Origin of the sequence: Streptomyces sp. NPDC051104 (genome assembly GCF_040682835.1) — a bacterium.
Taxonomy (GTDB): Bacteria; Actinomycetota; Actinomycetes; order Streptomycetales; family Streptomycetaceae; genus Streptomyces; species Streptomyces cynarae.
The window spans coordinates 99718-120332 of sequence record NZ_JBFBBS010000006.1 but is presented as its reverse complement, the minus strand read 5'-3'; the positions used below and the strand labels follow the sequence as shown (position 1 = coordinate 120332).

Genomic DNA, 20615 nt, shown 5'->3' with positions numbered 1-20615 from the left:
GCGCTCTCACCCGAAGACGGCGACGGCCGCTCGCGCCGCGGCCTCCACCACGGAAATCCCCTTCTCCTTCGTCGAGTTCCCGTCGGACAGCGCCGCCACCAGGAAGTCGCGCCCGCCGGCCGTCACCCGTCCGATGCTGTTGACGTCCCACAGCCCGGTCGTGCTCCGCGCCAGCCATCCGTTCTTCAACGCCCACGCGGAGCCGTCCGCCGCCGCGGAGACCCCCCACCGCTGATCCTCGGCGATGTCGCCCATGAGCCCCCGCAGGTAGGACCGCGAGGCCCCGCTCAGCCGCGAGTCGTCCCCGAACACCTGCCGGAGCAGGGTCAGCTGGTCCGCCGCCGTGGTCTGCGTGAGCCCCCACAGCGTGCCCTCACCACCGACCGTGTCCGTCAGACCGAAGCGTTTGTTCGCGCTGTCCAGGCCGTCGGCGCCCCCGATCGCGGTCCACAGAGCCGACGCGGACGCGTTGTCGCTGTTCCCGATCATCGCGGTGGCGTACGCCTTCTCCTGCGCGGTCAGGTGCCGGCCGGCGTCCTGCGCCTGGAGCAGCAGCGCCGCCAGGATGTCCACCTTCACGATGCTCGCCGTGTCGAAGGTGCCGTCTCCGTACGCGGCGCTCTCCCCTGAATCCATCGAGAGGACCGCCACGGCCACGTGCGCCGTGTCCTCGACGGCCACCGACGTCATCGCCCGCTTCAGCAGCGCGTCCCGGTCCACCGAGGGTCCCGCGGCAGGTTCCACCGACGCCTCCTGGCTCGACGAGGCCGACGCCGAGGGCGTCACGGACGACGCCGACGATACGGCGCCCGCGTCGGCGTGCGCCCGCTCCCTCAGGTACACCGTCCCCGTCGCCGTACCGCCGGCCACGACGGCTGCCGCCAGCGCCGTACAGACGAACGACCGGCGCCAGGCGCGGGCGCGGGCGCGGCGGCGACGGTGGGTTCTCGGGGACTCCATGGCCGCCGATGGTCATCACCCGCGCTGTGCACGCCGTGGGACGGGCGTGAGAGGTGTGTCAGGAGACGCTGAGAAACCGGTGAGAGCGGTGACCGCCGTGTCTCAGGGGCGGCACGACCCCGGCGAAGACCCCCCGATAGGGTCGGTGACCGTGGCGAACAAGAACATTCCCGACTCCGGCTTCTCCGACGACGACGGTTCGGCCGACCCCCGGCTGAGCGTGGCGCTCGCCGCCTGGGCCGAGGACCGCACCGCCGTGGGGCCCGTCCTCGACGCACTGAAGGGCGCACGGCTCCTCGTCCCCGTCGTCGCGATCCTCGGCGAGGTGGAGGAGGACGAGAAGGGGCTGCGCCGCGAGAAGACCAGCGAGATGGCCGTACCGACCCTGAAGGCCGGCGGCCGCACCGCCCTGCCCGCCTTCACCTCCACGGACGCGCTGGCCCGCTGGGACCCCGCGGCCCGCCCGGTCGCCGTCCCGCTGCACCAGGCCCTCGAGGCCGCCGCGCACGAGAAGGCAGACACGATCGTGCTGGACCTGTCCGGGCCGGTGCCGTTCGAACTGACGGGCCCCGCGCTGCTGGCCCTCGCCGAGGGCCGTACGACGACCGACCCGCTCGCCGACCCGGCCGTCACCGGTGCCGTACGCGCCGCCGTGGCCGCCGAGCCCGCCGTGCGGCGCGCCTACCTCGGCCCGGGCCGGGCGGACGGCATCCTCGCGCTCGTCCTGGACCCGGCGGCGAGCCCGGCCGAGGCCGCGCGCGCCGTGGCCGAGCGGATGGCCGCCGACGACACACTGAGGGCCCGCCTGGTGCGCGGCCTCGACCTGGCAGTCCTGCCGGCCGGAGCGACGCCCCCGGGCGAGCCCTTGTTCGTGCGTTCTTGACGATCTTCGTACGGTCGCGGGTCGGCTCTAGCCGTAGACCGGCCCGGTGTACTTCTCGCCCGGGCCCTGGCCCGGCTCGTCCGGGACGACGGACGCCTCGCGGAACGCCAGCTGCAGCGACTTCAGGCCGTCGCGCAGCGGCGCCGCGTGGAAGGAGCTGATCTCCGTCGCGCTCGCGTCGAGCAGCCCGGCGAGGGCGTGCACCAGCTTGCGGGCCTCGTCCAGGTCCTTGTACTTGTCGCCCTCCTCGGTGAGACCGAGCTTCACGGCGGCTGCGCTCATCAGGTTGACGGCGACCGTCACGATCACCTCGACCGCGGGCACTTCCGCGATGTCACGGGCCATGGCGTCGAAGTCGGGCTGCACGGCGGAATCCGGGGACTCCGCGGGGGCATCGGATTCCGAGGGGGAGGTGTCACTCATGCACCACACGATAGGTGCCGGACGTGCGTTCGCCTGAATTAGCCCTGGCCGACCGAAGCTGCTAGCCTTGACTGACGACCGGCCGGACACCTGATTGCCCGGCCCACAAGTGGAGGCTCCGATCTCCCACCTGGCCGCCCCGAGGGGCGGCGGGTCACCGGTCAGGCGGCCACCACCGTTCCGTACGGACGGTGGAGTCGCCCGAAATCGCGCCCCGCGGTCCACCGCGGCGGTGCTCCGGAAAGCTCGGAGTCCCGCCTGTGTCCCGTCCGGGGCATTTTTCATGCGCCGCGATGGTTGGTCGTCATGTCAAACCAGACATATACGCGGCCGTCCGCCAGGCGGCCGTAGGTGCTACCGAGGAGGATCCATCAGCGCCGAGCCCCGCATCAACGACCGGATTCGCGTTCCCGAGGTGCGACTTGTCGGTCCCAGTGGCGAGCAGGTCGGCATCGTGCCGCTTGCCAAGGCCCTGGAGCTTGCGCAGGAGTACGACCTGGACCTGGTCGAGGTCGCGGCGAACGCCCGTCCGCCCGTGTGCAAGCTCATGGACTACGGGAAGTTCAAGTACGAGTCGGCCATGAAGGCCCGTGAGGCGCGCAAGAACCAGGCGCACACGGTCATCAAGGAGATGAAGCTCCGGCCGAAGATCGACCCGCACGACTATGACACCAAGAAGGGTCACGTCGTCCGGTTCCTCAAGCAGGGCGACAAGGTCAAGATCACGATCATGTTCCGTGGCCGCGAGCAGTCCCGCCCCGAGCTGGGCTACCGACTGCTGCAGCGCCTCGCGGAGGACGTCCAGGACCTCGGTTTCGTGGAGTCGAACCCGAAGCAGGACGGCCGCAACATGATCATGGTTCTCGGTCCGCACAAGAAGAAGACCGAGGCGATGGCCGAGGCTCGCCAGGCGCAGGAAGCCCGCAAGGCGGAAGCGAAGGCCAACCCCGGCCGCTCGCAGAACCCCGCCGACACCGAGGCTGAGACCGCCGAGGCCCCGGCCGAGGCTTCCGCCGAGGCCTGATCCCGGGGCGTGAGCCCCGGGGGAGCCGGACGTACGGACGTACGACCGCCGCAGGGCGGACGTACGGACCCCGGAAAGCCCGGGACGCCAGTCCCAGGATGTAACCGATACAAGAGCGACACTCCATCGTGCCCGGTTGTTGCGACCGGGCACCGGAGTGCCACCGACGAGGAGAGAACGGCGCTATGCCGAAGAACAAGTCGCACAGCGGTGCCAGCAAGCGCTTCAAGGTCACCGGCTCCGGCAAGGTGCTCCGTGAGCGCGCCGGCAAGCGCCACCTGCTCGAGCACAAGTCGTCCCGTCTGACGCGTCGCCTCACCGGCAACGCCGAGATGGCCCCGGGCGACGCCAAGAAGATCAAGAAGCTTCTCGGCAAGTGACGCCACGGCGCTCGATCTTCTGATCAGTCCGCGCCGTACGTACGTCAGGACCGGGACCCAATCGTTTCGGGCCGTGTGAGGACCACCACGGCCCCGCTACAAGGAGTTAACAAGTGGCACGCGTCAAGCGGGCAGTCAACGCCCACAAGAAGCGCCGGGCGATCCTCGAGCAGGCCTCCGGCTACCGCGGTCAGCGTTCGCGCCTGTACCGCAAGGCCAAGGAGCAGGTCACCCACTCGCTGGTCTACAACTACAACGACCGCAAGAAGCGCAAGGGCGACTTCCGTCAGCTGTGGATCCAGCGCATCAACGCCGCTGCCCGCGCCAACGGCATCACCTACAACCGCTTCATCCAGGGTCTGAAGGCCGCGAACATCGAGGTCGACCGCAAGATCCTGGCGGAGCTGGCCGTCAACGACGCGAGCGCGTTCGCCGCGCTCGTCGAGGCCGCGCAGAAGGCGCTGCCGGCGGACGTGAACGCGCCCAAGGCTGCGTGACGCGACGGCGCTGCGCCGGCTTCAGCCGGATGTGAACCGGACCCGCAGGCTTACGACGGCCTGCGGGTCCGGTTGTGTCTGCGCAGCCGCAGCCGCAGCCGCAGCCGCAGCCGCAGCCGCAGCCGCAGCCGCAGCCGCCGCAGTACCGCGGCGGCCGCAGCACCGCAGCCGCCGCAGCCGCGGGCAGTCGTGCCTCCCCCAGAGCCTTGACGGCCTGGGGGGACCCCAGGGCGGCACGGGTGGACGCTGGGGGCACTCCCTGCTCGAAGAGCTTGGGGGAGGCGCCCTGCGAGCGCCGGTGAGCGACAACCCCCTGCGGTACGGCACGACACGCTGCGCGTCGCGAGGGACAGTCCGGCACCGCCGAAAACCGCCGTCGTGGCTGAACGCCGTCGCGGCGGAAAAGAGCCGGCTGTCACGCCACAAAGACCCCTGAGCTTCCGAAAGTGAACCGCATGCCCCCCGCCACCCCCGAGCTCATCTCCCCCCGCTCCCCCCGCGTCAGCGCCGCGCGGCGGCTGGCGAAGCGGAACTCCCGGGGCAAGGAGCGGCTGTTCCTCGCGGAGGGGCCGCAGGCCGTGCGGGAGGGCGCGGCGCACCGGAGCGGGGGCACGGCGACCCTCGTCGAGCTGTTCGCCACCCCGGAGGCGGCGGAGCGGTACCCGGACATCGTGGGGGCGGCCCGTGACGCCGGCGCCCGCGTCCACCTCGCCGCCGAGCAGGTCATCGCCGACATCTCCACCACCGTGACCCCGCAGGGCCTCGTCGGGATCTGCCGGTTTCTGGACACCGACTTCGACTCGATCCTCAGGGCCCGCCCCCGCCTGGTCGCCGTCCTCGCCCACGTGCGCGACCCGGGCAACGCCGGCACCGTCCTGCGCTGCGCCGACGCCGCCGGTGCCGAGGCCGTCGTCCTCACCGACGCCTCCGTCGACGTGTACAACCCCAAGGCCGTCCGCGCATCCGTCGGCTCCCTCTTCCACCTGCCCGTCGCCGTCGGCGTCCCCGTCGAGCGGGCCGTGGCCCGGCTCAAGGACGCCGGCGTGCGCATCCTCGCCGCCGACGGCGCGGGCGATCACGACCTCGACGACGAACTCGACAAGGGCACGATGGGCGTGCCCACCGCCTGGGTGTTCGGCAACGAGGCATGGGGACTGCCGGAGGAGACACGGGAGCTGGCCGACGCCGTCGTCCGTGTGCCCATCCACGGAAGGGCCGAGAGCCTGAACCTCGCGACCGCCGCGGCCGTATGTCTCTACGCGTCCGCCCGTGCACAGCGCGCCCCCGGAGGGTGCCGCTCCGTCACTCACGGCTAGTAGGGTGGCGGGCTCGGGGCCCACGGCCTGACGAGAGGTGGGGTACGGGGATGAGGGTCGGCACGAGCAGAGTACCGGAGGCACGGGACGCGCACCGCGCCCCCGGGTCCCGGTACGGCGATCTCGCCGAGCTCGGCATCGACCCGGACGAACTCCCCGACGGGCTCGTCATCGCCGACGAGCACGCGCGCGTCATCTGCTTCAACGCCGCCGCCGAGCGCATCACCGCCGTCCGCGCCGCCGACGCCCTCGGGCAGCGGCTCGACAAAGCCCTGCCGTTGGAAGATCTCGAGGGGCGGCGCTGGTGGCAGCTGACCGACCCCTACGGGGGGCTCACGATCCGCGTACGGCAGCCGGAGCGCAACCTCCTGTTGCCCGGGGGGCGCGAGGTCCTCGTCTCCGCGCGCTATGTGCGCACCCGCCCCACCGGGCCCATCCGCCGCGTCGTCGTCACCCTCCGCGACACCGAGGCCCGCCGACGTACCGAACGCAGCCACGCCGAACTGATCGCCACCGTCGCCCACGAACTGCGCTCCCCGCTCACCTCCGTCAAGGGCTTCACCGCCACCCTCCTGGCCAAGTGGGAACGCTTCACCGACGACCAGAAGCGGCTCATGCTGGAGACCGTCGACGCCGACGCGGACCGGGTCACCCGGCTCATCGCCGAACTGCTGGACATCTCACGGATCGACTCCGGGCGGCTGGAGGTGCGCCGCCAGCCCGTCGACATAGGAGCGGCCGTCGGACGGCACATCCAGGCATACGTCGCCGCCGGGCAGCCCGCCGACCGTTTCCTGCTGCGCATCGAGCAGCCCCTGCCCACCCTGTGGGCCGACCCCGACAAGATCGACCAAGTGCTCAGCAACCTCCTCGAAAATGCCGTGCGCCACGGGGAGGGAACCGTCACGATTGACATCACGCCCTCGGTGTCGCCCCGCGAAGGGGAGGACACCGGCACGTCGGTCACGGTGAGCGACGAGGGCCCCGGCATCCCGGAGGAGTCCATGAACCGCGTCTTCACCCGCTTCTGGCGGGGCAGCAAGCGCGGGGGCACGGGTCTCGGGCTCTACATCGTCAAGGGCATCGTCGAGGCCCACGGCGGCACCATCACGGTCGGCCGCGCCCGCGGCGGCGGCGCCGAGTTCCGATTTACGTTGCCCGTGGGGGCACCGGCTTATCTGGCCTGAGCAACCCACGGGCGCATTCACTTTCCCCAGCCCCGTTAGACTCGGCCATTGGCACCTTTGCGTCCCAATATCCGGAGACGATTCGTCCACGAGTCGGTGACGGGGACCGTCAGCCAGCCAATCGGAAGCACGGGAAGAGATGTCGGCACCCAATAAGTCGTACGACCCTGTCGAGGTCGAGGCCTTGAAACCGGAAGAGATCGAGCGCATGCGGGACGAGGCGCTCGCCGCCTTCGCCGCCGCGGACTCCCTCGACGCGCTCCACGAGGCCAAGGTCGCCCACACCGGCCCCACCTCGCCGCTGGCTCTCGCCAACCGCGAGATCGGCGCCCTGCCCCCGCACGCCAAGGCCGACGCCGGCAAGCGCGTGGGCCAGGCCCGTGGCGCCGTGAACAAGGCCCTCGCCGGCCGCCAGGCCGAACTCGAGGCCGAGCGGGACGCCCGCGTGCTGGTCGAGGAGTCGGTGGACGTCACGCTGCCCTACGACCGCGTGCCCGCGGGCGCCCGCCACCCGCTGACCACGCTCTCGGAGCGCATCGAGGACGTCTTCGTGGCCATGGGCTACGAGGTCGCCGAGGGCCCCGAGGTCGAGGCCGAGTGGTTCAACTTCGACGCCCTGAACATCGGCCCGGACCACCCGGCCCGCGGCGAGGCCGACACCTTCTTCGTGCAGGCGCCCGACGGCGGCTCGGAGTCCGGTGTCGTGCTGCGCACCCACACCTCACCCGTGCAGATCCGCTCCCTGCTCAACCGCGAGCTGCCGGTCTACGTGATCTGCCCCGGCCGCGTGTACCGCACCGACGAGCTGGACGCCACCCACACCCCGGTCTTCCACCAGGTCGAGCTGCTCGCCGTCGACGAGGGCCTGACCATGGCGGACCTGAAGGGCACGCTGGACCACATGGTCCAGTCGCTGTTCGGCGAGGGCATGAAGACCCGGCTGCGGCCGAACTTCTTCCCGTTCACCGAGCCGTCCGCCGAGATGGACATGGTGTGCTACGTCTGCCGCGGCGAGTCCGTCGGCAACCCCGACCGGCCCTGCCGCACCTGCTCGTCCGAGGGCTGGATCGAGCTCGGCGGCTGCGGCATGGTCAACCCGCGGGTGCTCACCGCCTGCGGCGTCGACCCGGAGAAGTACAGCGGCTTCGCCTTCGGGTTCGGCATCGAGCGGATGCTGATGTTCCGCCACAACGTCGAAGACATGCGAGACATGGTCGAGGGTGACGTCCGGTTCACCCGGCCGTTCGGGATGGAGATCTGATGCGGGTCCCGCTTTCTTGGCTGCGGGAGTACGTCGACCTGCCGGCGACTGAGACCGGGCGTGACGTCCAGGCCAAACTCATTTCGGCCGGCCTCGAGGTGGAGACCGTCGAGCAGCTCGGCGCCGACCTCACGGGTCCGCTGGTCGTGGGCCAGGTGCTGACCATCGAGGAGCTGGAGGGCTTCAAGAAGCCGATCCGCCACTGCACCGTCGACGTCGGCCAGGCCAACGGCACCGGCGAGCCTCAGGAGATCATCTGCGGCGCCCGTAACTTCGCCGTCGGCGACAAGGTCGTGGTGGCCCTTCCCGGCGCGGTCCTGCCCGGCGACTTCGCGATCGCCGAGCGCAAGACGTACGGCCGGATGTCGCGCGGCATGATCTGCTCCAGCGAGGAGCTGAACATGGGCGACGACGGCACCAAGGGCATCATCGTGCTGCCGCCCGGCACCGAGGTCGGCAAGGACGCGATCGAGCTGCTCGAGCTGGTCGACGAGGTGCTGGACATCGCCGTCACCGCCAACCGCGGCGACTGCCTGTCGATTCGCGGTGTCGCCCGCGAGACCGCCATCGCCTACGGCCTGCCGCTGCGCGACCCCGCGCTGCTCGACGTCCCGGCGCCGAACGCGTTCGGCCACCCGGTGAAGATCTCCGAGCCCCTCGGCTGCGACCGCTTCACCGCCCGTACGGTGACCGGCGTCGACCCCGAGGCCCGTTCCCCGATCTGGCTGCAGCGCCGGCTGCAGAAGGTCGGCATGCGCCCGATCTCGCTCGCCGTCGACATCACCAACTACGTGATGATGGAGATCGGCCAGCCGCTGCACGCCTACGACCGCAAGCTGATCCAGGGCACCATCGGCGTGCGTCGCGCCGAGGAGGGCGAGAAGTTCACCACCCTCGACGGCGTGACGCGCACGCTGCACACCGAGGACCTCGTCATCACCGACGACCGCGGCCCGATCGGCCTCGCGGGCGTCATGGGCGGCGCCAACACCGAGATCGCCGACCACGATGACACGGAGAACGCCACCACCGACATCGTCATCGAGGCCGCGCACTTCAACCAGGTCTCCATCGCCCGGACCGCGCGCCGTCACAAGCTGTCCTCCGAGGCGTCCCGCCGCTTCGAGCGCGGCGTGGACCCGCTGGCCGCGCCCGCCGCCGCCCAGCGCACGGTCGACCTGCTGGTGCTGCTCGCGGGCGGTACCGCCGACGCGGGCGTCACCGAGATCATCGCGCCGTCCGCGCCGCACACCATCGCCATGCCGGCCGACCACCCGGACAAGGTCGCGGGCGTGCACTACGGCCGTGAGACCGTCGTACGCCGCCTGCAGGAGGTCGGCTGCGACGTCTACGGTCAGGACGAGCTGATCGTCACCGTGCCGTCCTGGCGGCCGGACCTGGCGGAGCCGAACGACCTGGCCGAGGAGGTCATCCGGCTGGAGGGCTACGAGAACCTGCCCTCCACGCTGCCCAAGCCCCCGTCCGGGCGCGGTCTGACCCACCGGCAGCGGCTGCACCGCCGCGTCGGCCGGGCCCTGGGCGGGGCCGGCTACGTCGAGGCGCCGACCTACCCGTTCGTCAGCGAGCAGGTCTTCGACCAGTTCGGTCTGGAGGCCGACGACCCGGCCCGCCGCGTCGTCAAGCTGGTCAACCCGCTCAGCGACGAGGAGCCCGCGCTGCGTACGACGCTGCTGCCGGGCCTGCTCGGCGCGCTGCGCCGCAACGACGGCCGCGGCTCGCACGACCTGGCGCTGTTCGAGACCGGGCTGGTCTTCCACCCGCGCGAGGAGCGGCGTGTGGCCGCCCACCTGCCCGTGGACCGGCGTCCCACCGATGAGGAGATCGCCGCGCTGACCGCCGTGCTGCCCGAGCAGCCGCGCCACGTGGCCGTCGTCCTCGCGGGAGCCCGCGAGCAGGCCGGCTGGTGGGGCAAGGGCCGCCCGGCCGACTGGGCCGACGCGGTCGAGGCCGCCCGGACCGTGGCCCGCGAGGCCGGGGCCGAGCTGATCGTCCGCAAGGGCCAGTACGGACCGTGGCACCCGGGCCGCTGCGCCGAGCTCGCGGTCGTCACGGACGGCGCCGAGCGGGTCGTGGGCCACGCGGGCGAGCTGCACCCGCGCGTCCTGAAGGCGCTGGGGCTGCCCGAGCGCACCTGCGCGATGGAGCTGAACCTGGACGCGCTGGAGGCGGTCGGCGACGGCACCCCGCAGGCACCGGGCATCTCCACCTTCCCGGTCGCCACGCAGGACGTCGCGCTCGTCGTGGACAAGCCGGTGCCGCAGGCGGAGGTCGAGGCCGCGCTGCGCGAGGGCGCCGGTGAACTCCTCGAGTCCATCCGGCTGTTCGACGTCTACGAGAACGAGGAGCAGCTGGGGGAGGAGCGCAAGTCGCTGGCCTACGCGCTGCGCTTCCGCGCGGCTGACCGGACGCTCACGGTGGACGAGGCGTCCGCTGCGCGCGACGCCGCCGTTGCGCTGGCCGCTGAGCGAACGGGAGCAGCGCTGCGGAGCTAGCTCCGCCGGGGAGTGTCGGGGAACTGCGGGTTGTTCGCAGGCCGCGGGCCGTCCGTGGCCGGTCGCGCAGTTCCCCGCGCGCCTGTCGGGGCGCGTCCGCGTCGCGCTCGCGGAAACGTGCCCCTTCAGGGGCGCTGGGCTGCGACATTATGCGGCTCCGCCGCGTGTGCGCGAGAGACCACGACGAGCCCGCCCCCGACGAACGAACTGCAGTACCCGGCGCTTCCAGCGAAGCGCCTGGCACGGCCACGCCGTCCGCCGGCCACGGAGTGTCGGGCAGGCAGCCGGTCGGACGGCGTGGAGGGGCCGCCGCACTGTACGAGGGGGAGCTGGCGGCCCTGCCGGCCTCTTGCGAGGGGTTTCAAGTCAAGCGGCCGGAAACTCTCCGCGACAGCGCACGCACAGCCCGGATTCGGGCACTCCGTTCACACCCCGTGCGAAGCGGCTCGCACTACCCTGGCGAAACCGAGCCACCGGAGTGCACCCATGCAGCCCAACACTCTGCTCGACGCGATCCTCGACGAGGCCGGAATCTCGCACGCGGGACTGGCCGCGCACGTCAACCAGGCGGGGCGGGCACGCGGCCTCGCGCTCAGATACGAACACACTGCCGTGGCACGGTGGTTGAAGGGCCAGCGCCCGCGCGGCCAGGTGCCCGACCTGATCTGCGAGGTGCTCGCGGCCCGGCTGCACCGCCCGGTGACCCTCGACGACATCGGCCTCGGCGTGCCGGGCGAACCGGCCGCCCCGCACGGCTCCAGCCTCTCCGGGTTCGTCGAGCGCGCCACCGCCCTGTGGCGCTCCGACGAACAGCAGCGCCCCCACATCCTGGGCGCTCCGGCCGTGACGGGCACGCCCGCCGTGATGCCCGTGTGGGAGTGGGAGAACCCGCCCGAGGACGTGGACGTCTCCCGTGGCGGCCGCCACCGGGTCACCCCGGCCGACGTCGACATGCTGCGCGCCGCCCGCGCCCACTACGAGCAGATGTACCGCAAGGCCGGCGGCATAGCCACCCGGTCCCGTATCGTCGGCTTCCTCAACGCCGAGACGGCACCGCTGCTGCGCGGCGGCTACACAGATGCCATGGGCCGCCAACTGCACCGTGCCACCGGGGGGCTTGTGGCGATCGCCGGCATCTGCGCGTACGACTCCGACGCCCACGGTCTCGCCCAGCGCTACTTCCACCAGGCCCTGCGCCTTGCCAAGGCCAGCGGGGACCGGGGGCTCGGCGCGTACGTCATAGCCCTGCTGGTCAACCAGTCGCTGTTCATGCGGGAGTACCGGCAGGCCGTGGCCTTCGCCGAGGCCGCGCTGCGCGCCGCGGGCAAGCAGATCACCCCGGCGCTCGCCTCGGACCTGTACGCGATGCAGGCGAAGGCGTACGCGCACCTCGGGGACGCGTCGGGCGCGTTGTCCTGCATCCGGCGGGCCGAGTCGGCCGCCGAGCGGATCCGGCGCGGCCACGAACCGGACGAGACCGGCTACGTCCAGCCCGGCCTCGTCAACGTCCAGGTCGCCGAGGCGCTGCTCAGCCTCGGCGACCTGACGGCGGCCGGGGAGCACGCCGCGGCTGCGGTGGGCACGCCCGCGCACGACCGGGGCCGGGTGCACCGGCTCGCCATGCTCAGCCAGATCGAACTGCGCCAGGGCAACGCCGACAAGGCGGTGGCCACGGCGGTGGAGATGGCGGAGCGGGCGCGTGGAATGGAGTCCATGCGCCTGCGCGACAGACTCCGGGCGGTGCGCGAACACCTCGTCCGCAGCGGCTGCGCCGGAACGGCCGATGCGGCCGAACTCATCGACGGGGCCCTGCGCGTACCGCTCTAGTGCCGCGGCAGGCAACGTTTGCCCGTCAAGGAGCGGTGTCCGGTGCGTGCTCTGGGGGTACCCTCTGCTCGAAGAGCTTGGGGGAGTGCCGGCCGGAAGTCCTCGTACTGGATGTACTTGGGCTTTCGGCCGGTGCGGCGAGTGGGGGTGCCCCCTGCTCGAAGAGCTTGGGGGTGGGGGTCCCCCCTGCTCGAGCGAAGCCGAGAGCTTGGGGGAGTGCCGGGCGTCGCGACGGGGCGAACGTTGCCTGTCGGGGCACTAGTCACCGCCCCGCCCACTGCATGAGAGCCGCGCGATGTCCGCTGGCACGGACGACTGCGCCCGCCGCTGCGCCGGGCGTGCGCCGCTGTGAGCCTGCTGAGTCGCCGCTCCTGCTGCCATATTGCCCCTTACTCGGCGGAAGGTGGCAGAACCATGCAGTGGATGAAACAGAACGAACAAACTGTGTATGAAAACCGCTGGTTCAGCGTCAAACTGGCGGATGTCGAGCTGCCGGACGGCCGGCACCTCGACCACTTCCTGATACGGCTGCGGCCCGTCGCTGTGGCCACCGTCGTCAACGAGGCCAACGAGGTGCTGCTGCTGTGGCGGCACCGCTTCATCACCGACAGCTGGGGGTGGGAACTCGCGGCGGGCGTCGTCGAGGACGGCGAGGACATCGCCGACGCGGCGGCCCGTGAACTGGAGGAGGAGACCGGCTGGCGGCCGGGACCCCTGCGCCATCTCATGAGCGTGGAGCCCTCCAACGGACTCACCGACGCCCGGCACCATGTCTACTGGGCGGACGAGGGCGAGTACGTCGGGCACCCTGTGGACGACTTCGAGTCGGACCGCCGGGAATGGGTTCCCCTCAAACTCGTCCCCGACATGGTCGCCCGTGGGGAGGTCCCGGCCGCCAACATGGCGGCCGCGTTACTGCTTCTGCATCACCTCAGGCTGGGGCAGGACGCGATGCCCTGAGCCCCGTGGGTCCCGCTCTAGTGACCCAGTGCCTGCCAGACCGCCACGACGAGCGCGCCCACCGCGGTGAGGGCGGCGACGGCGGGCAGCGGCCAGCGTGCGTGTTCCAGCGTGATGAGGCGGGTGTGCAGTTCGTCCAGCTCCTTGGCCGTCTCCTCGGTGCGATGGCTGAGCAGCGCCAGCCCACCCTCGACGCGTGCGTAGGCCACGTCGAGTCGGCGGCGTAACTCTGCGAGTTCTCCATGGATGACGGGATGCTCGGGATCGGCGGTCACAAGTCCGCTCCTTTCCGTAGTCGTCTCACATCCCTTGCATGCGCATGCTGAGTCAACCCGCCTGGTGGGCGCGTGTGGAGAGTGTGCGAGCGGCATATGCGGGTCCGGCGCGCACACGCCGTGTGAATTTCGCGTGGGCTCGGCACCGTCCGACGGTGCCGGGCCCACGCGAGCCGGGTCCTGACGCTGCGTAGTCAGGAGTAGGTGTAGAAGCCCGATCCGGTCTTGCGCCCGAGCCGGCCCGCCTCGACCATCCGCTGCAGCAGCGGCGGAGCGGCGTACAGGGGCTCCTTGTACTCGTGGTACATCGAGTTGGCGATCGAGACGACGGTGTCCAGCCCGATCAGATCGGCGAGCTTCAGCGGGCCCATCGGGTGGGCGCAGCCCATCTCCATGCCGTTGTCGATGTCCTCGCGCCCGGCGATGCCCGACTCGAACATCCGGATCGCGGACAGCAGGTACGGCACCAGCAGCGCGTTGACGACGAAGCCCGAGCGGTCCTGGGCGCGGATGGCGTGCTTGCCGAGGAGCTTCTCCGTGAACAGCTGCGCCCGGCTCAGGGTGCCCTCGGAGGTGGTGAGCGCCGGGATCAGCTCGACGAGCTTCTGCACCGGGGCCGGGTTGAAGAAATGGATGCCGATCACATGGTCGGGCCGCGAGGTCGCCACGGCCAGCTTCACCAGCGGGATCGAGGAGGTGTTGGAGGCGAGGATGGCGTCCGGGCGGGTCACCACCTGGTCGAGCACCTGGAAGATCTCGGTCTTCACCTGCTCGTTCTCGACGACGGCCTCGATCACCAGGTCGCGGTCCGCGAACTCGCCGAGGTCGGTGGTGAAGGTCAGGCGCGCCTGCGTCGCCTCCCGCTCCTCCTCGGAGATCTTGCCGCGCTCGGCCGCCTTGGACAGGGAGTTGAACAGGCGGGTCCGGCCGATCTCCAGGGCCTCGCCGGTGGTCTCGGCGACCTTTACGTCGAGTCCGGCGCGGGCGCACACCTCGGCGATGCCCGCGCCCATCTGGCCGCAGCCCACCACCCCGACGCGCGCGATGTCTCCCGGGTTGTCCGTCACATCGTCCCTTTCGCTGATCTCCGGCTGTGGCAGGTCCGATCGGGTTCCGGTCGCCTGCTCCGATCGTGCACGTTACTCCCAAGTATCGATGATCGATCGTCCGGGTGGGTGCATGCTGGGGCACCGGGACGATCCGTGACGAGGCGGGTCCGCAGAGTACGGGGGTACGCCGATGGGCCGGTTGTCACGCCGGGCGTTCACGGTGGCCGCGCTGGCGAGCCTGGTGACGGCGGGCGACGCCGCGGCCGCACCGCGGGGCGCGGCGGCCGGGGAGATGCGGGGCATGTGGCTGGCCTGCGTGGCCAACCGCGACTGGCCCTCCCGTCCCGGTCTGACGGCGTCGGCGCAGCGCGCCGAGCTGTGCGCCCTGCTCGACGTGGCCGTACGGCGCCGGCTGAACACGGTGTTCCTCCAGGTGCGCCCGACGGCCGACGCCCTGTGGCCCTCCCCGTACGAACCGTGGTCCCAGTACCTGACCGGCGTCCAGGGGCAGGACCCCGGCTGGGACCCCCTCGGCACGGCTGTCACCGAGGCGCACGCGCGGGGCCTGCAGCTGCACGCCTGGTTCAACCCGTACCGGATCGCACAGCACACCGACCCGTCCCGGCTCGCCGCCGGGCACCCCGCCCGGGAGCACCCCGACTGGGTCGTGGCCTACGGCGGCAAGCTCTACTACAACCCCGGACTGCCCGAGGTCCGCGCCTTCGTCGAGGACGCGATCCTGGACGCCGTACGCCGCTACCCGGTCGACGGCGTCCACTTCGACGACTACTTCTACCCGTACCCGGTCGCCGGGGAGGACTTCGACGACGACGACGCGTACGAGGAGTACGGCGACGACTTCCCGAGCCGGGCCGCCTGGCGCCGGGACAACATCGACCAGCTGGTGCGCGAGACCGCGAGCCGTGTGCGGCAGACCAGACCGGCCGCGCGCTTCGGGATCAGCCCCTTCGGGGTGTGGCGCAACGCCGACACCGACCCCCGCGGCTCGGACACCCGGGCCGGGGTGCAGACGTACGACGACCTGTACGCGGACACCAGGACCTGGGTGAGGTCGGGATGGCTGGACTACGTCTGCCCGCAGATCTACTGGAACGTCGGCTACGCCGCCGCCGACTACGCGCGCCTCGTGCCCTGGTGGGCAGGTGTCGTCCAGGGCACGGACGCCCAGCTGTACGTGGGTGAGGCGCTGTACAAGGCCGCTGCCGCGGCCGAGCCCGGAGCCTGGCAGGACCCGGCCGAACTCTCCCTGCACCTCACTCTGGCCAGGCGTTACCCGCAGGTCCGCGGGCACGTCTTCTTCGCTGCCCAGGACGTGGCCAAGGACCCGATCGGCGCGATGACGCGGGTGGTCGCCGATCACTACCGGCAGCCGGCGAAGCCCCCGCGCTGAACCCCTACTGTCCGATCGGCCGGCCGGCGTCCTCCTTGTGACGGATCTCGGTGTCCGGGCCGGGTGAGCACACCCCTTCGTGCCCGTCCTGGAAGCGGACCCGGTACGGCGGGGTGCCGTCCGCGCCCATCACTTCGACGATCTCGCCGACCTTGTCGTGCTGCCCGACGATCCTGCCGTGCTGCACCAGCTTGTCGCCCACAGTTGCGCGCATCTGTTGGGCCCTCCTCGTCACGTTGCGGGAGTATCGGTCCCATCTTCAGGCGGCTCGCCTCCGGGACGCTGCAGCCCCTTCGGCTCACTCGCTGCGACCGCGAGCCGCGGCCGGTGGCGCCGGACGTCCCGGTCCGTCCCCCGCCCCGGTTAGCCCCGCGCCCGCTGGGTGACCGCGATGCACACGAGGACCGCGGCGGCCGTGAGCGGTGCGGCCGGGGTGAGGTGCTCACCGAGGAGCAGTACCGACCACACCAGTGTGAGCAGGGGCTGGGCCAACTGCAACTGACTGGCCTTGGGGATGCCGATCGTCGCCATGCCCCGGTACCAGACGACCAGACCGAGGAACTGCGATCCGGCCGCCACCCACAGCAGCCCCGCCACGCCGTGCGCGGTGAGGTGGACCGGCTCGTACGACAGCGCCACGGCCGCGGCGGGCACGGTGAGCGGCAGGCACAGCACCAGGGCCCAGCCGATGACCTGCCAGCCGGGCATGACCCGGGCCAGCCGGCCGCCCTCGGTGTAGCCGGCGGCGCAGACCAGCAGGGCGCCGAAGAGGTAGGCGTCCGCGCCGGTCAGCGCTCCGCCGCTCTGCTGCACGGTGAACGCGATGGCGGCGGCGGCGCCGGCGAGGGCGGCGAGCCAGAAGGTGCCGGAGGGTCGGGTGCGCACGCGCAGCGCGGAGAGGAGGGCGGTGGTCAGGGGGAGCAGCCCGACGACCACGGCGGCGTGCGCGGTGGTCGAGGTCTTCAGGGCGAGGGTGGTCAGCAGCGGGAAGCCGAGCACCACGCCGGCCGCTACCACGGCGAGCCCCGCCCAGTGGGACCGGGCGGGGACCCGAACGCGGAGTGCGAGCAGGCACCCGCCGGCGATGAGGGCGGCGAGCACACTGCGCGCGGCCACGAGCGACCAGGCGCCGAATCCCTCGAGCCCCCAGGCGGTGGCGGGAAAGGTGAGCGAGAAGGCGACGACGCCGAGGGCGGCCTGGAGGGTGCCGGTGCGGCGGCGGGCCGTGTCGGTCTCCGTGACGGCCGCGGTCACTGCTATCGATGTGGGAGCGGTAGCGCTATCCTGGGTCCTCATGCAAGAGAGTAGCAGTGTCGCCGAGCTGGCCAATCACCTCCGGCGTGAGCTGAAGCGCTACTCGCCCGGAGAGAAGCTGCCGTCCAGCCGTGCGCTCGTCGAGCGGTTCCGGGTGAGTCCGGTGACCGTGTCGCGCGCGCTCGCCCAGCTGGCCGCCGAGGGGCTGGCGGTCACGCGCCCCGGAGCCGGGGCCTTCCGGGCGGAGTCGCGGGCGGCGGCCCCGGCCGTGGGGGACACCGCCTGGCAGGAGGTCGCGCTCAGCGCCGATGCCTCCGCCGAGCTCGTGCCGCGCAGCGTCGACGCGTCCGGAGTGGTCGTCTCGCTGGCCGCCCCGCCCGCCGGTGTCATCGAGTTCACCGGCGGCTACCTGCACACCTCACTGCAGCCCGAGCGGGCCATGGCCGCGGCCCTGTCGCGCGCCGGCCGCCGCCCCGGCGTCTGGGCCCGGCCGCCCGTCGAGGGCGTCGCCGAACTGCGCGAGTGGTTCGCGCGGGGCATCGGCGGCGCGACCACCGCCGCCGACGTGCTGATCACCGCGGGCGGCCAGTCCGCGCTGACCACCGCGCTGCGGGCCCTCGCGCCGCCCGGCGCCCCCGTCCTGGTCGAGTCGCCCACCTATCCCGGCATGCTCGCCATCGCTCGCGCGGCCGGCCTGAGGCCCGTACCCGTGCCGGTCGACGCGGACGGGGTCAAGCCCGCCCTGCTCGCCGACGCGTTCCGCGCGACCGGCGCCCGTGTCGTCGTCTGTCAGCCCCTGTTCCAGAACCCGACCGGTGCGGTCCTCGCCCCCGAACGCCGAGGCGAGGTGCTGCGCATCGCCCGCGACGCCGGAGCGTTCGTGATCGAGGACGACTTCGTGCGCCGGCTGGTGCACGAGGACGCCGGCCCCCTGCCGCCCCCGCTGGCCGCCGAGGACCTCGACGGTGTCGTCGTGCACGTCAACTCACTGACCAAGGCGACCTCGCCCAGCTTCCGGGTCGGCGCCCTGGCCGCCCGCGGCCCTGTCCTGGAACGGCTGCGCGCCATCCAGATCGTCGACACCTTCTTCGTGTCACGCCCCCTCCAGGAGGCCGCGCTGGAACTCGTCGGCTCGCCCGCCTGGCCCCGGCACCTGCGCGCCGTCGCCGCCGAGTTGAAGCACCGCCGCGACACGATGACCGCCGCCCTGCGCCTGCACCTGCCCGAACTCGCCCTGCCGTACATCCCGTCCGGCGGCTACCACCTCTGGGCGCGCCTGCCCGAGGGCACCGACGAGTCGGCCCTCACCGCGGGCGCCCTGCGCGCGGGCGTCGCGGTCACCCCCGGCCGCCCCTACTTCAGCGCCGAACCCCCGGCCCCGCACCTGCGGTTGAGCTTCGCGGCCGCCGCGGGGGAGGGGGAGATAACCGAGGGCGTACGCCGCCTGCGCCTCGCCTGCGACGAGGTGCTCGGGCCCCGCTAGTGCCGCGGCAGGCAACGTTTGCCCGTCAAGGAGCGGCGTCCGGTGCGTGCTCTGGGGGTACCCCCTGCTCGAAGAGCTTTGGGGTGGGGGTCCCCCCTGCTCGAGCGAAGCCGAGAGCTTGGGGGAGTGCCGGGCGTCGCGACGGGGCGAACGTCGCCTGTTGCGGCACTGGCGCAATCCACCCGCTCGAAATGGTTCGACAGCGCCGCCCCGGCCTGCGAGTCTCCCGCCATGACAGCCAGGACCGACACATCCCGCCTCCCCGAGGGTTACGAGTTCTCCGCCGACCTCGCCCGGATCGACATCGACCGCACCCACCACTGGCTCGCGACCGACGCGTACTGGGCGATCGACCGGCCCCGGGACAAACACGAGCGCGCCGTCGCGAACTCCGTCAACTTCGGTGTGTACGACACCGCTTCGGGCGAGCAGGTGGCGTACGCGCGCGTGGTGACCGACGAGGCGTCCTTCGCGTGGCTCTGCGATGTCTACGTCGACCGTTCGGTACGCGGCAAGGGCATCGGCACCGCCATGGTCGGTGCCGTCCGCGACCACCTCGCTCCGCTCGGGCTGCGCCGTGTCCTGCTGGCGACGAGCGACGCGCACGGCGTGTACGCCAAGCTCGGGTTCGAGCCGCTCGACCGGCCGGACCAGTGGATGGTGCACCGGTTCGACCCGTCGAACCAGGTCCGTACGTGATCCCGGCGACACCCTTGGTAACTCATGAGTAATCCCTCTTGACCTGCGCAGTTGCGCCCCCGACGATCGCCGCATGCATCTTCGGGTCACGTTCGTCGCCGCCGCGCGCAGTTCCTCGCTGCTCGCGGAGCGGTTCGAGGACGACCGGCCGCTGGACCAGGCCGGCTGGGACGAGGTGCAGCGTGTCGCCCCCGACCTGGTGCCTCTGGCCGCGGCCGAGCTGCGCTACTGCTCGCCCACGCCGCGCAGCCGGGCGACCGGGGACGCGCTCGGGTACGCGCCGCTGGTCCAGCCGGCGCTGCGGGACTGCGACATGGGCCGCTGGCGCGGGTTCACGCTGGGCGAGGCGATGGCCCGGGAGCCCTCGGCGGTGGACGCCTGGCTCGCGGACCCGCGTTCCGCACCGCACGGCGGTGAGTCGCTGCTGGCGTTCATCTCCCGCGTCGGCGGCTGGCTGGACACGCGCCCCGTGGAGGACGGCAGCCGTATCGTCGCCGTGGCGGAGCCGTCGGTGGTGCGGGCGGCCCTGGTGTACGCGCTGAGGGCGCAGCCGTCGTCGTACTGGAACATCGACGTCCGCCCCCTGTCGACGGTGACGCTGGCCGGGCACGGAGGCCGCTGGAACCTGCGCCTCGAGGCCGCGTCACATCAGCGCGTCTGACGTTCCGGAGGCCGGCGCTCGCGTGTGTAGTCGGTGGTCAGGAGCAGGTCCTTCGCGGGCCCGCCGACCCGCCACACCGTGCGCCAGCGGTCCTCGTCGTACACGGTGAACTCGCCTCGGTAGAGGTCCGCCGCGCACGGATGCTCGGCGACGTGGCGGCCGGTCGTGAGGTCGAGGTCGTGGAACGGGCGGCCGTCCGCGAACCGCACCTCCGAGGTGCCCGGCGAGGCCCCGGGCAGGAACAGCAGCGTCCGCTCGGCGGGGCGGGACGCACCCTGCCAGAGGAACGTGCCGGACTCGTGGTGCAGCAGCCCGCCGCCCTCCCGTGGCGAGAACACCGTCGTCCCGCTGAACCGGCCCTCCTCGCCGCTCGCGACATCCCGCACGGCGCGCTCCAGGTGCCAACGCCCGGCCAGATGGGCCAGCACGTCCTCGACCGGCCAGAAGGTGTCCACCGCCATAGCTCTCCGCCTCCTGTCCTTGCGCGCCCCATTGACGCGATCATGCCGCCTCTCTATCTTGCCGTTCGAAGTGCTGACCAAGATTCGATAT

General features: G+C 71.9%; 21 protein-coding genes. 14 read left to right on the top strand and 7 right to left on the bottom strand.

Going from position 1 to position 20615, the window contains the following annotated elements:
• Nucleotides 1-6: 6 nt before the first annotated feature.
• A complete protein-coding gene (locus tag AB0N14_RS11840) occupies nt 7-960 on the bottom strand; it encodes a serine hydrolase (RefSeq protein WP_366025502.1) in 954 nt (317 codons plus the stop codon).
• A 151-nt stretch (nt 961-1111) separates the two neighbouring features.
• On the opposite strand from AB0N14_RS11840, the gene AB0N14_RS11835 reads away from it, so the two are divergent.
• The gene (locus AB0N14_RS11835; RefSeq protein WP_366025501.1) at nt 1112-1843 is read left to right on the top strand and encodes an SseB family protein; all 732 of its coding nucleotides are present in this window, start codon (nt 1112-1114) and stop codon (nt 1841-1843) included.
• A 27-nt stretch (nt 1844-1870) separates the two neighbouring features.
• On the opposite strand, the gene AB0N14_RS11830 is transcribed toward AB0N14_RS11835, so the two are convergent.
• Nucleotides 1871-2266, bottom strand: coding sequence for a DUF1844 domain-containing protein (locus AB0N14_RS11830; RefSeq protein ID WP_366025500.1), 396 nt, complete (start codon nt 2264-2266; stop codon nt 1871-1873).
• A gap of 370 nt (nt 2267-2636) precedes the next feature.
• Here AB0N14_RS11830 and infC point away from each other — a divergent pair, with 370 nt between their 5' ends.
• The 9 genes from infC to AB0N14_RS11785 all read left to right on the top strand — a co-directional run bounded on the left by infC (nt 2637) and on the right by AB0N14_RS11785 (nt 13231).
• Nucleotides 2637-3290 (top strand): translation initiation factor IF-3, encoded by a 654-nt coding sequence (gene infC / locus AB0N14_RS11825; protein ID WP_366025651.1) that lies wholly within the window; start codon nt 2637-2639, stop codon nt 3288-3290.
• 185 nt (nt 3291-3475) lie between these two features.
• A complete protein-coding gene (gene rpmI, locus AB0N14_RS11820) occupies nt 3476-3670 on the top strand; it encodes a 50S ribosomal protein L35 (protein ID WP_007829094.1) in 195 nt (64 codons plus the stop codon).
• A gap of 113 nt (nt 3671-3783) precedes the next feature.
• Nucleotides 3784-4167: a 50S ribosomal protein L20 gene (rplT, locus tag AB0N14_RS11815; protein WP_189309714.1), complete on the top strand. Its 384-nt coding sequence runs from the start codon at nt 3784-3786 to the stop codon at nt 4165-4167.
• Between the two features lie 455 nt (nt 4168-4622).
• Nucleotides 4623-5483, top strand: a complete 861-nt coding sequence (locus AB0N14_RS11810; RefSeq protein ID WP_366025499.1) for an RNA methyltransferase — start codon at nt 4623-4625, stop codon at nt 5481-5483.
• A gap of 50 nt (nt 5484-5533) precedes the next feature.
• Nucleotides 5534-6670: an ATP-binding protein gene (locus AB0N14_RS11805; RefSeq protein ID WP_366025498.1), complete on the top strand. Its 1137-nt coding sequence runs from the start codon at nt 5534-5536 to the stop codon at nt 6668-6670.
• A gap of 139 nt (nt 6671-6809) precedes the next feature.
• Nucleotides 6810-7931 (top strand): phenylalanine--tRNA ligase subunit alpha, encoded by a 1122-nt coding sequence (gene pheS / locus AB0N14_RS11800; RefSeq protein WP_366025497.1) that lies wholly within the window; start codon nt 6810-6812, stop codon nt 7929-7931.
• Entirely contained in the window at nt 7931-10444 is a 2514-nt protein-coding gene (gene pheT / locus AB0N14_RS11795; protein WP_366025496.1) for a phenylalanine--tRNA ligase subunit beta, read from the top strand. Before pheS ends, pheT begins: the two co-directional genes overlap by 1 nt.
• Before the next feature lie 486 nt (nt 10445-10930).
• Nucleotides 10931-12271, top strand: a complete 1341-nt coding sequence (locus tag AB0N14_RS11790; RefSeq protein WP_366025495.1) for a transcriptional regulator — start codon at nt 10931-10933, stop codon at nt 12269-12271.
• 414 nt (nt 12272-12685) lie between these two features.
• Nucleotides 12686-13231 carry an NUDIX hydrolase gene (locus AB0N14_RS11785; protein ID WP_366025494.1) on the top strand — a complete coding sequence of 182 codons (546 nt, stop codon included), beginning with the start codon at nt 12686-12688 and terminating at the stop codon, nt 13229-13231.
• A gap of 17 nt (nt 13232-13248) precedes the next feature.
• Here AB0N14_RS11785 and AB0N14_RS11780 read toward each other — a convergent pair whose 3' ends face one another.
• On the bottom strand, nt 13249-13506 hold the full coding sequence (locus AB0N14_RS11780; RefSeq protein WP_366025493.1) for a hypothetical protein: 258 nt from the start codon (nt 13504-13506) through the stop codon (nt 13249-13251).
• A gap of 194 nt (nt 13507-13700) precedes the next feature.
• Nucleotides 13701-14573, bottom strand: coding sequence for a 3-hydroxybutyryl-CoA dehydrogenase (locus tag AB0N14_RS11775; protein ID WP_366025492.1), 873 nt, complete (start codon nt 14571-14573; stop codon nt 13701-13703).
• A gap of 172 nt (nt 14574-14745) precedes the next feature.
• On the opposite strand from AB0N14_RS11775, the gene AB0N14_RS11770 reads away from it, so the two are divergent.
• Nucleotides 14746-15966, top strand: a complete 1221-nt coding sequence (locus AB0N14_RS11770; RefSeq protein WP_366025491.1) for a family 10 glycosylhydrolase — start codon at nt 14746-14748, stop codon at nt 15964-15966.
• A gap of 4 nt (nt 15967-15970) precedes the next feature.
• Here AB0N14_RS11770 and AB0N14_RS11765 read toward each other — a convergent pair whose 3' ends face one another.
• Both AB0N14_RS11765 and AB0N14_RS11760 read right to left on the bottom strand, forming a co-directional pair.
• A complete protein-coding gene (locus tag AB0N14_RS11765) occupies nt 15971-16180 on the bottom strand; it encodes a DUF1918 domain-containing protein (RefSeq protein ID WP_366025490.1) in 210 nt (69 codons plus the stop codon).
• A gap of 149 nt (nt 16181-16329) precedes the next feature.
• Nucleotides 16330-17262: a DMT family transporter gene (locus tag AB0N14_RS11760; protein ID WP_366025489.1), complete on the bottom strand. Its 933-nt coding sequence runs from the start codon at nt 17260-17262 to the stop codon at nt 16330-16332.
• Here AB0N14_RS11760 and AB0N14_RS11755 point away from each other — a divergent pair.
• The 3 genes from AB0N14_RS11755 to AB0N14_RS11745 all read left to right on the top strand — a co-directional run bounded on the left by AB0N14_RS11755 (nt 17261) and on the right by AB0N14_RS11745 (nt 20063).
• On the top strand, nt 17261-18703 hold the full coding sequence (locus tag AB0N14_RS11755) for a PLP-dependent aminotransferase family protein (RefSeq protein ID WP_366025488.1): 1443 nt from the start codon (nt 17261-17263) through the stop codon (nt 18701-18703). The two genes, AB0N14_RS11760 and AB0N14_RS11755, sit on opposite strands and share 2 nt — an antisense overlap.
• A 231-nt stretch (nt 18704-18934) precedes the next feature.
• Nucleotides 18935-19402, top strand: a complete 468-nt coding sequence (locus AB0N14_RS11750; RefSeq protein ID WP_366025487.1) for a GNAT family N-acetyltransferase — start codon at nt 18935-18937, stop codon at nt 19400-19402.
• Nucleotides 19403-19475: 73 nt separating this feature from the next.
• The gene (locus AB0N14_RS11745) at nt 19476-20063 is read left to right on the top strand and encodes a histidine phosphatase family protein (protein WP_366025486.1); all 588 of its coding nucleotides are present in this window, start codon (nt 19476-19478) and stop codon (nt 20061-20063) included.
• Here AB0N14_RS11745 and AB0N14_RS11740 read toward each other — a convergent pair.
• On the bottom strand, nt 20051-20518 hold the full coding sequence (locus AB0N14_RS11740; protein WP_366025650.1) for a DUF6314 family protein: 468 nt from the start codon (nt 20516-20518) through the stop codon (nt 20051-20053). The genes AB0N14_RS11745 and AB0N14_RS11740 overlap by 13 nt on opposite strands.
• Nucleotides 20519-20615 lie beyond the last annotated feature (97 nt).

What these genes read in the sequence shown, in the direction of transcription:
- AB0N14_RS11840 (WP_366025502.1), bottom strand. Translation starts at nt 960, where the DNA reads ATGGAGTCCCCGAGAACCCACCGTCGCCGCCGCGCCCGCGCCCGCGCC.
- AB0N14_RS11830 (WP_366025500.1), bottom strand. Translation starts at nt 2,266, where the DNA reads ATGAGTGACACCTCCCCCTCGGAATCCGATGCCCCCGCGGAGTCCCCG.
- rpmI (WP_007829094.1), top strand. Translation starts at nt 3,476, where the DNA reads ATGCCGAAGAACAAGTCGCACAGCGGTGCCAGCAAGCGCTTCAAGGTC.
- AB0N14_RS11810 (WP_366025499.1), top strand. Translation starts at nt 4,623, where the DNA reads ATGCCCCCCGCCACCCCCGAGCTCATCTCCCCCCGCTCCCCCCGCGTC.
- AB0N14_RS11805 (WP_366025498.1), top strand. Translation starts at nt 5,534, where the DNA reads ATGAGGGTCGGCACGAGCAGAGTACCGGAGGCACGGGACGCGCACCGC.
- pheS (WP_366025497.1), top strand. Translation starts at nt 6,810, where the DNA reads ATGTCGGCACCCAATAAGTCGTACGACCCTGTCGAGGTCGAGGCCTTG.
- pheT (WP_366025496.1), top strand. Translation starts at nt 7,931, where the DNA reads ATGCGGGTCCCGCTTTCTTGGCTGCGGGAGTACGTCGACCTGCCGGCG.
- AB0N14_RS11790 (WP_366025495.1), top strand. Translation starts at nt 10,931, where the DNA reads ATGCAGCCCAACACTCTGCTCGACGCGATCCTCGACGAGGCCGGAATC.
- AB0N14_RS11785 (WP_366025494.1), top strand. Translation starts at nt 12,686, where the DNA reads ATGCAGTGGATGAAACAGAACGAACAAACTGTGTATGAAAACCGCTGG.
- AB0N14_RS11770 (WP_366025491.1), top strand. Translation starts at nt 14,746, where the DNA reads ATGGGCCGGTTGTCACGCCGGGCGTTCACGGTGGCCGCGCTGGCGAGC.
- AB0N14_RS11765 (WP_366025490.1), bottom strand. Translation starts at nt 16,180, where the DNA reads ATGCGCGCAACTGTGGGCGACAAGCTGGTGCAGCACGGCAGGATCGTC.
- AB0N14_RS11755 (WP_366025488.1), top strand. Translation starts at nt 17,261, where the DNA reads ATGCAAGAGAGTAGCAGTGTCGCCGAGCTGGCCAATCACCTCCGGCGT.
- AB0N14_RS11760 (WP_366025489.1), bottom strand. Translation starts at nt 17,262, where the DNA reads ATGAGGACCCAGGATAGCGCTACCGCTCCCACATCGATAGCAGTGACC.
- AB0N14_RS11750 (WP_366025487.1), top strand. Translation starts at nt 18,935, where the DNA reads ATGACAGCCAGGACCGACACATCCCGCCTCCCCGAGGGTTACGAGTTC.
- AB0N14_RS11745 (WP_366025486.1), top strand. Translation starts at nt 19,476, where the DNA reads ATGCATCTTCGGGTCACGTTCGTCGCCGCCGCGCGCAGTTCCTCGCTG.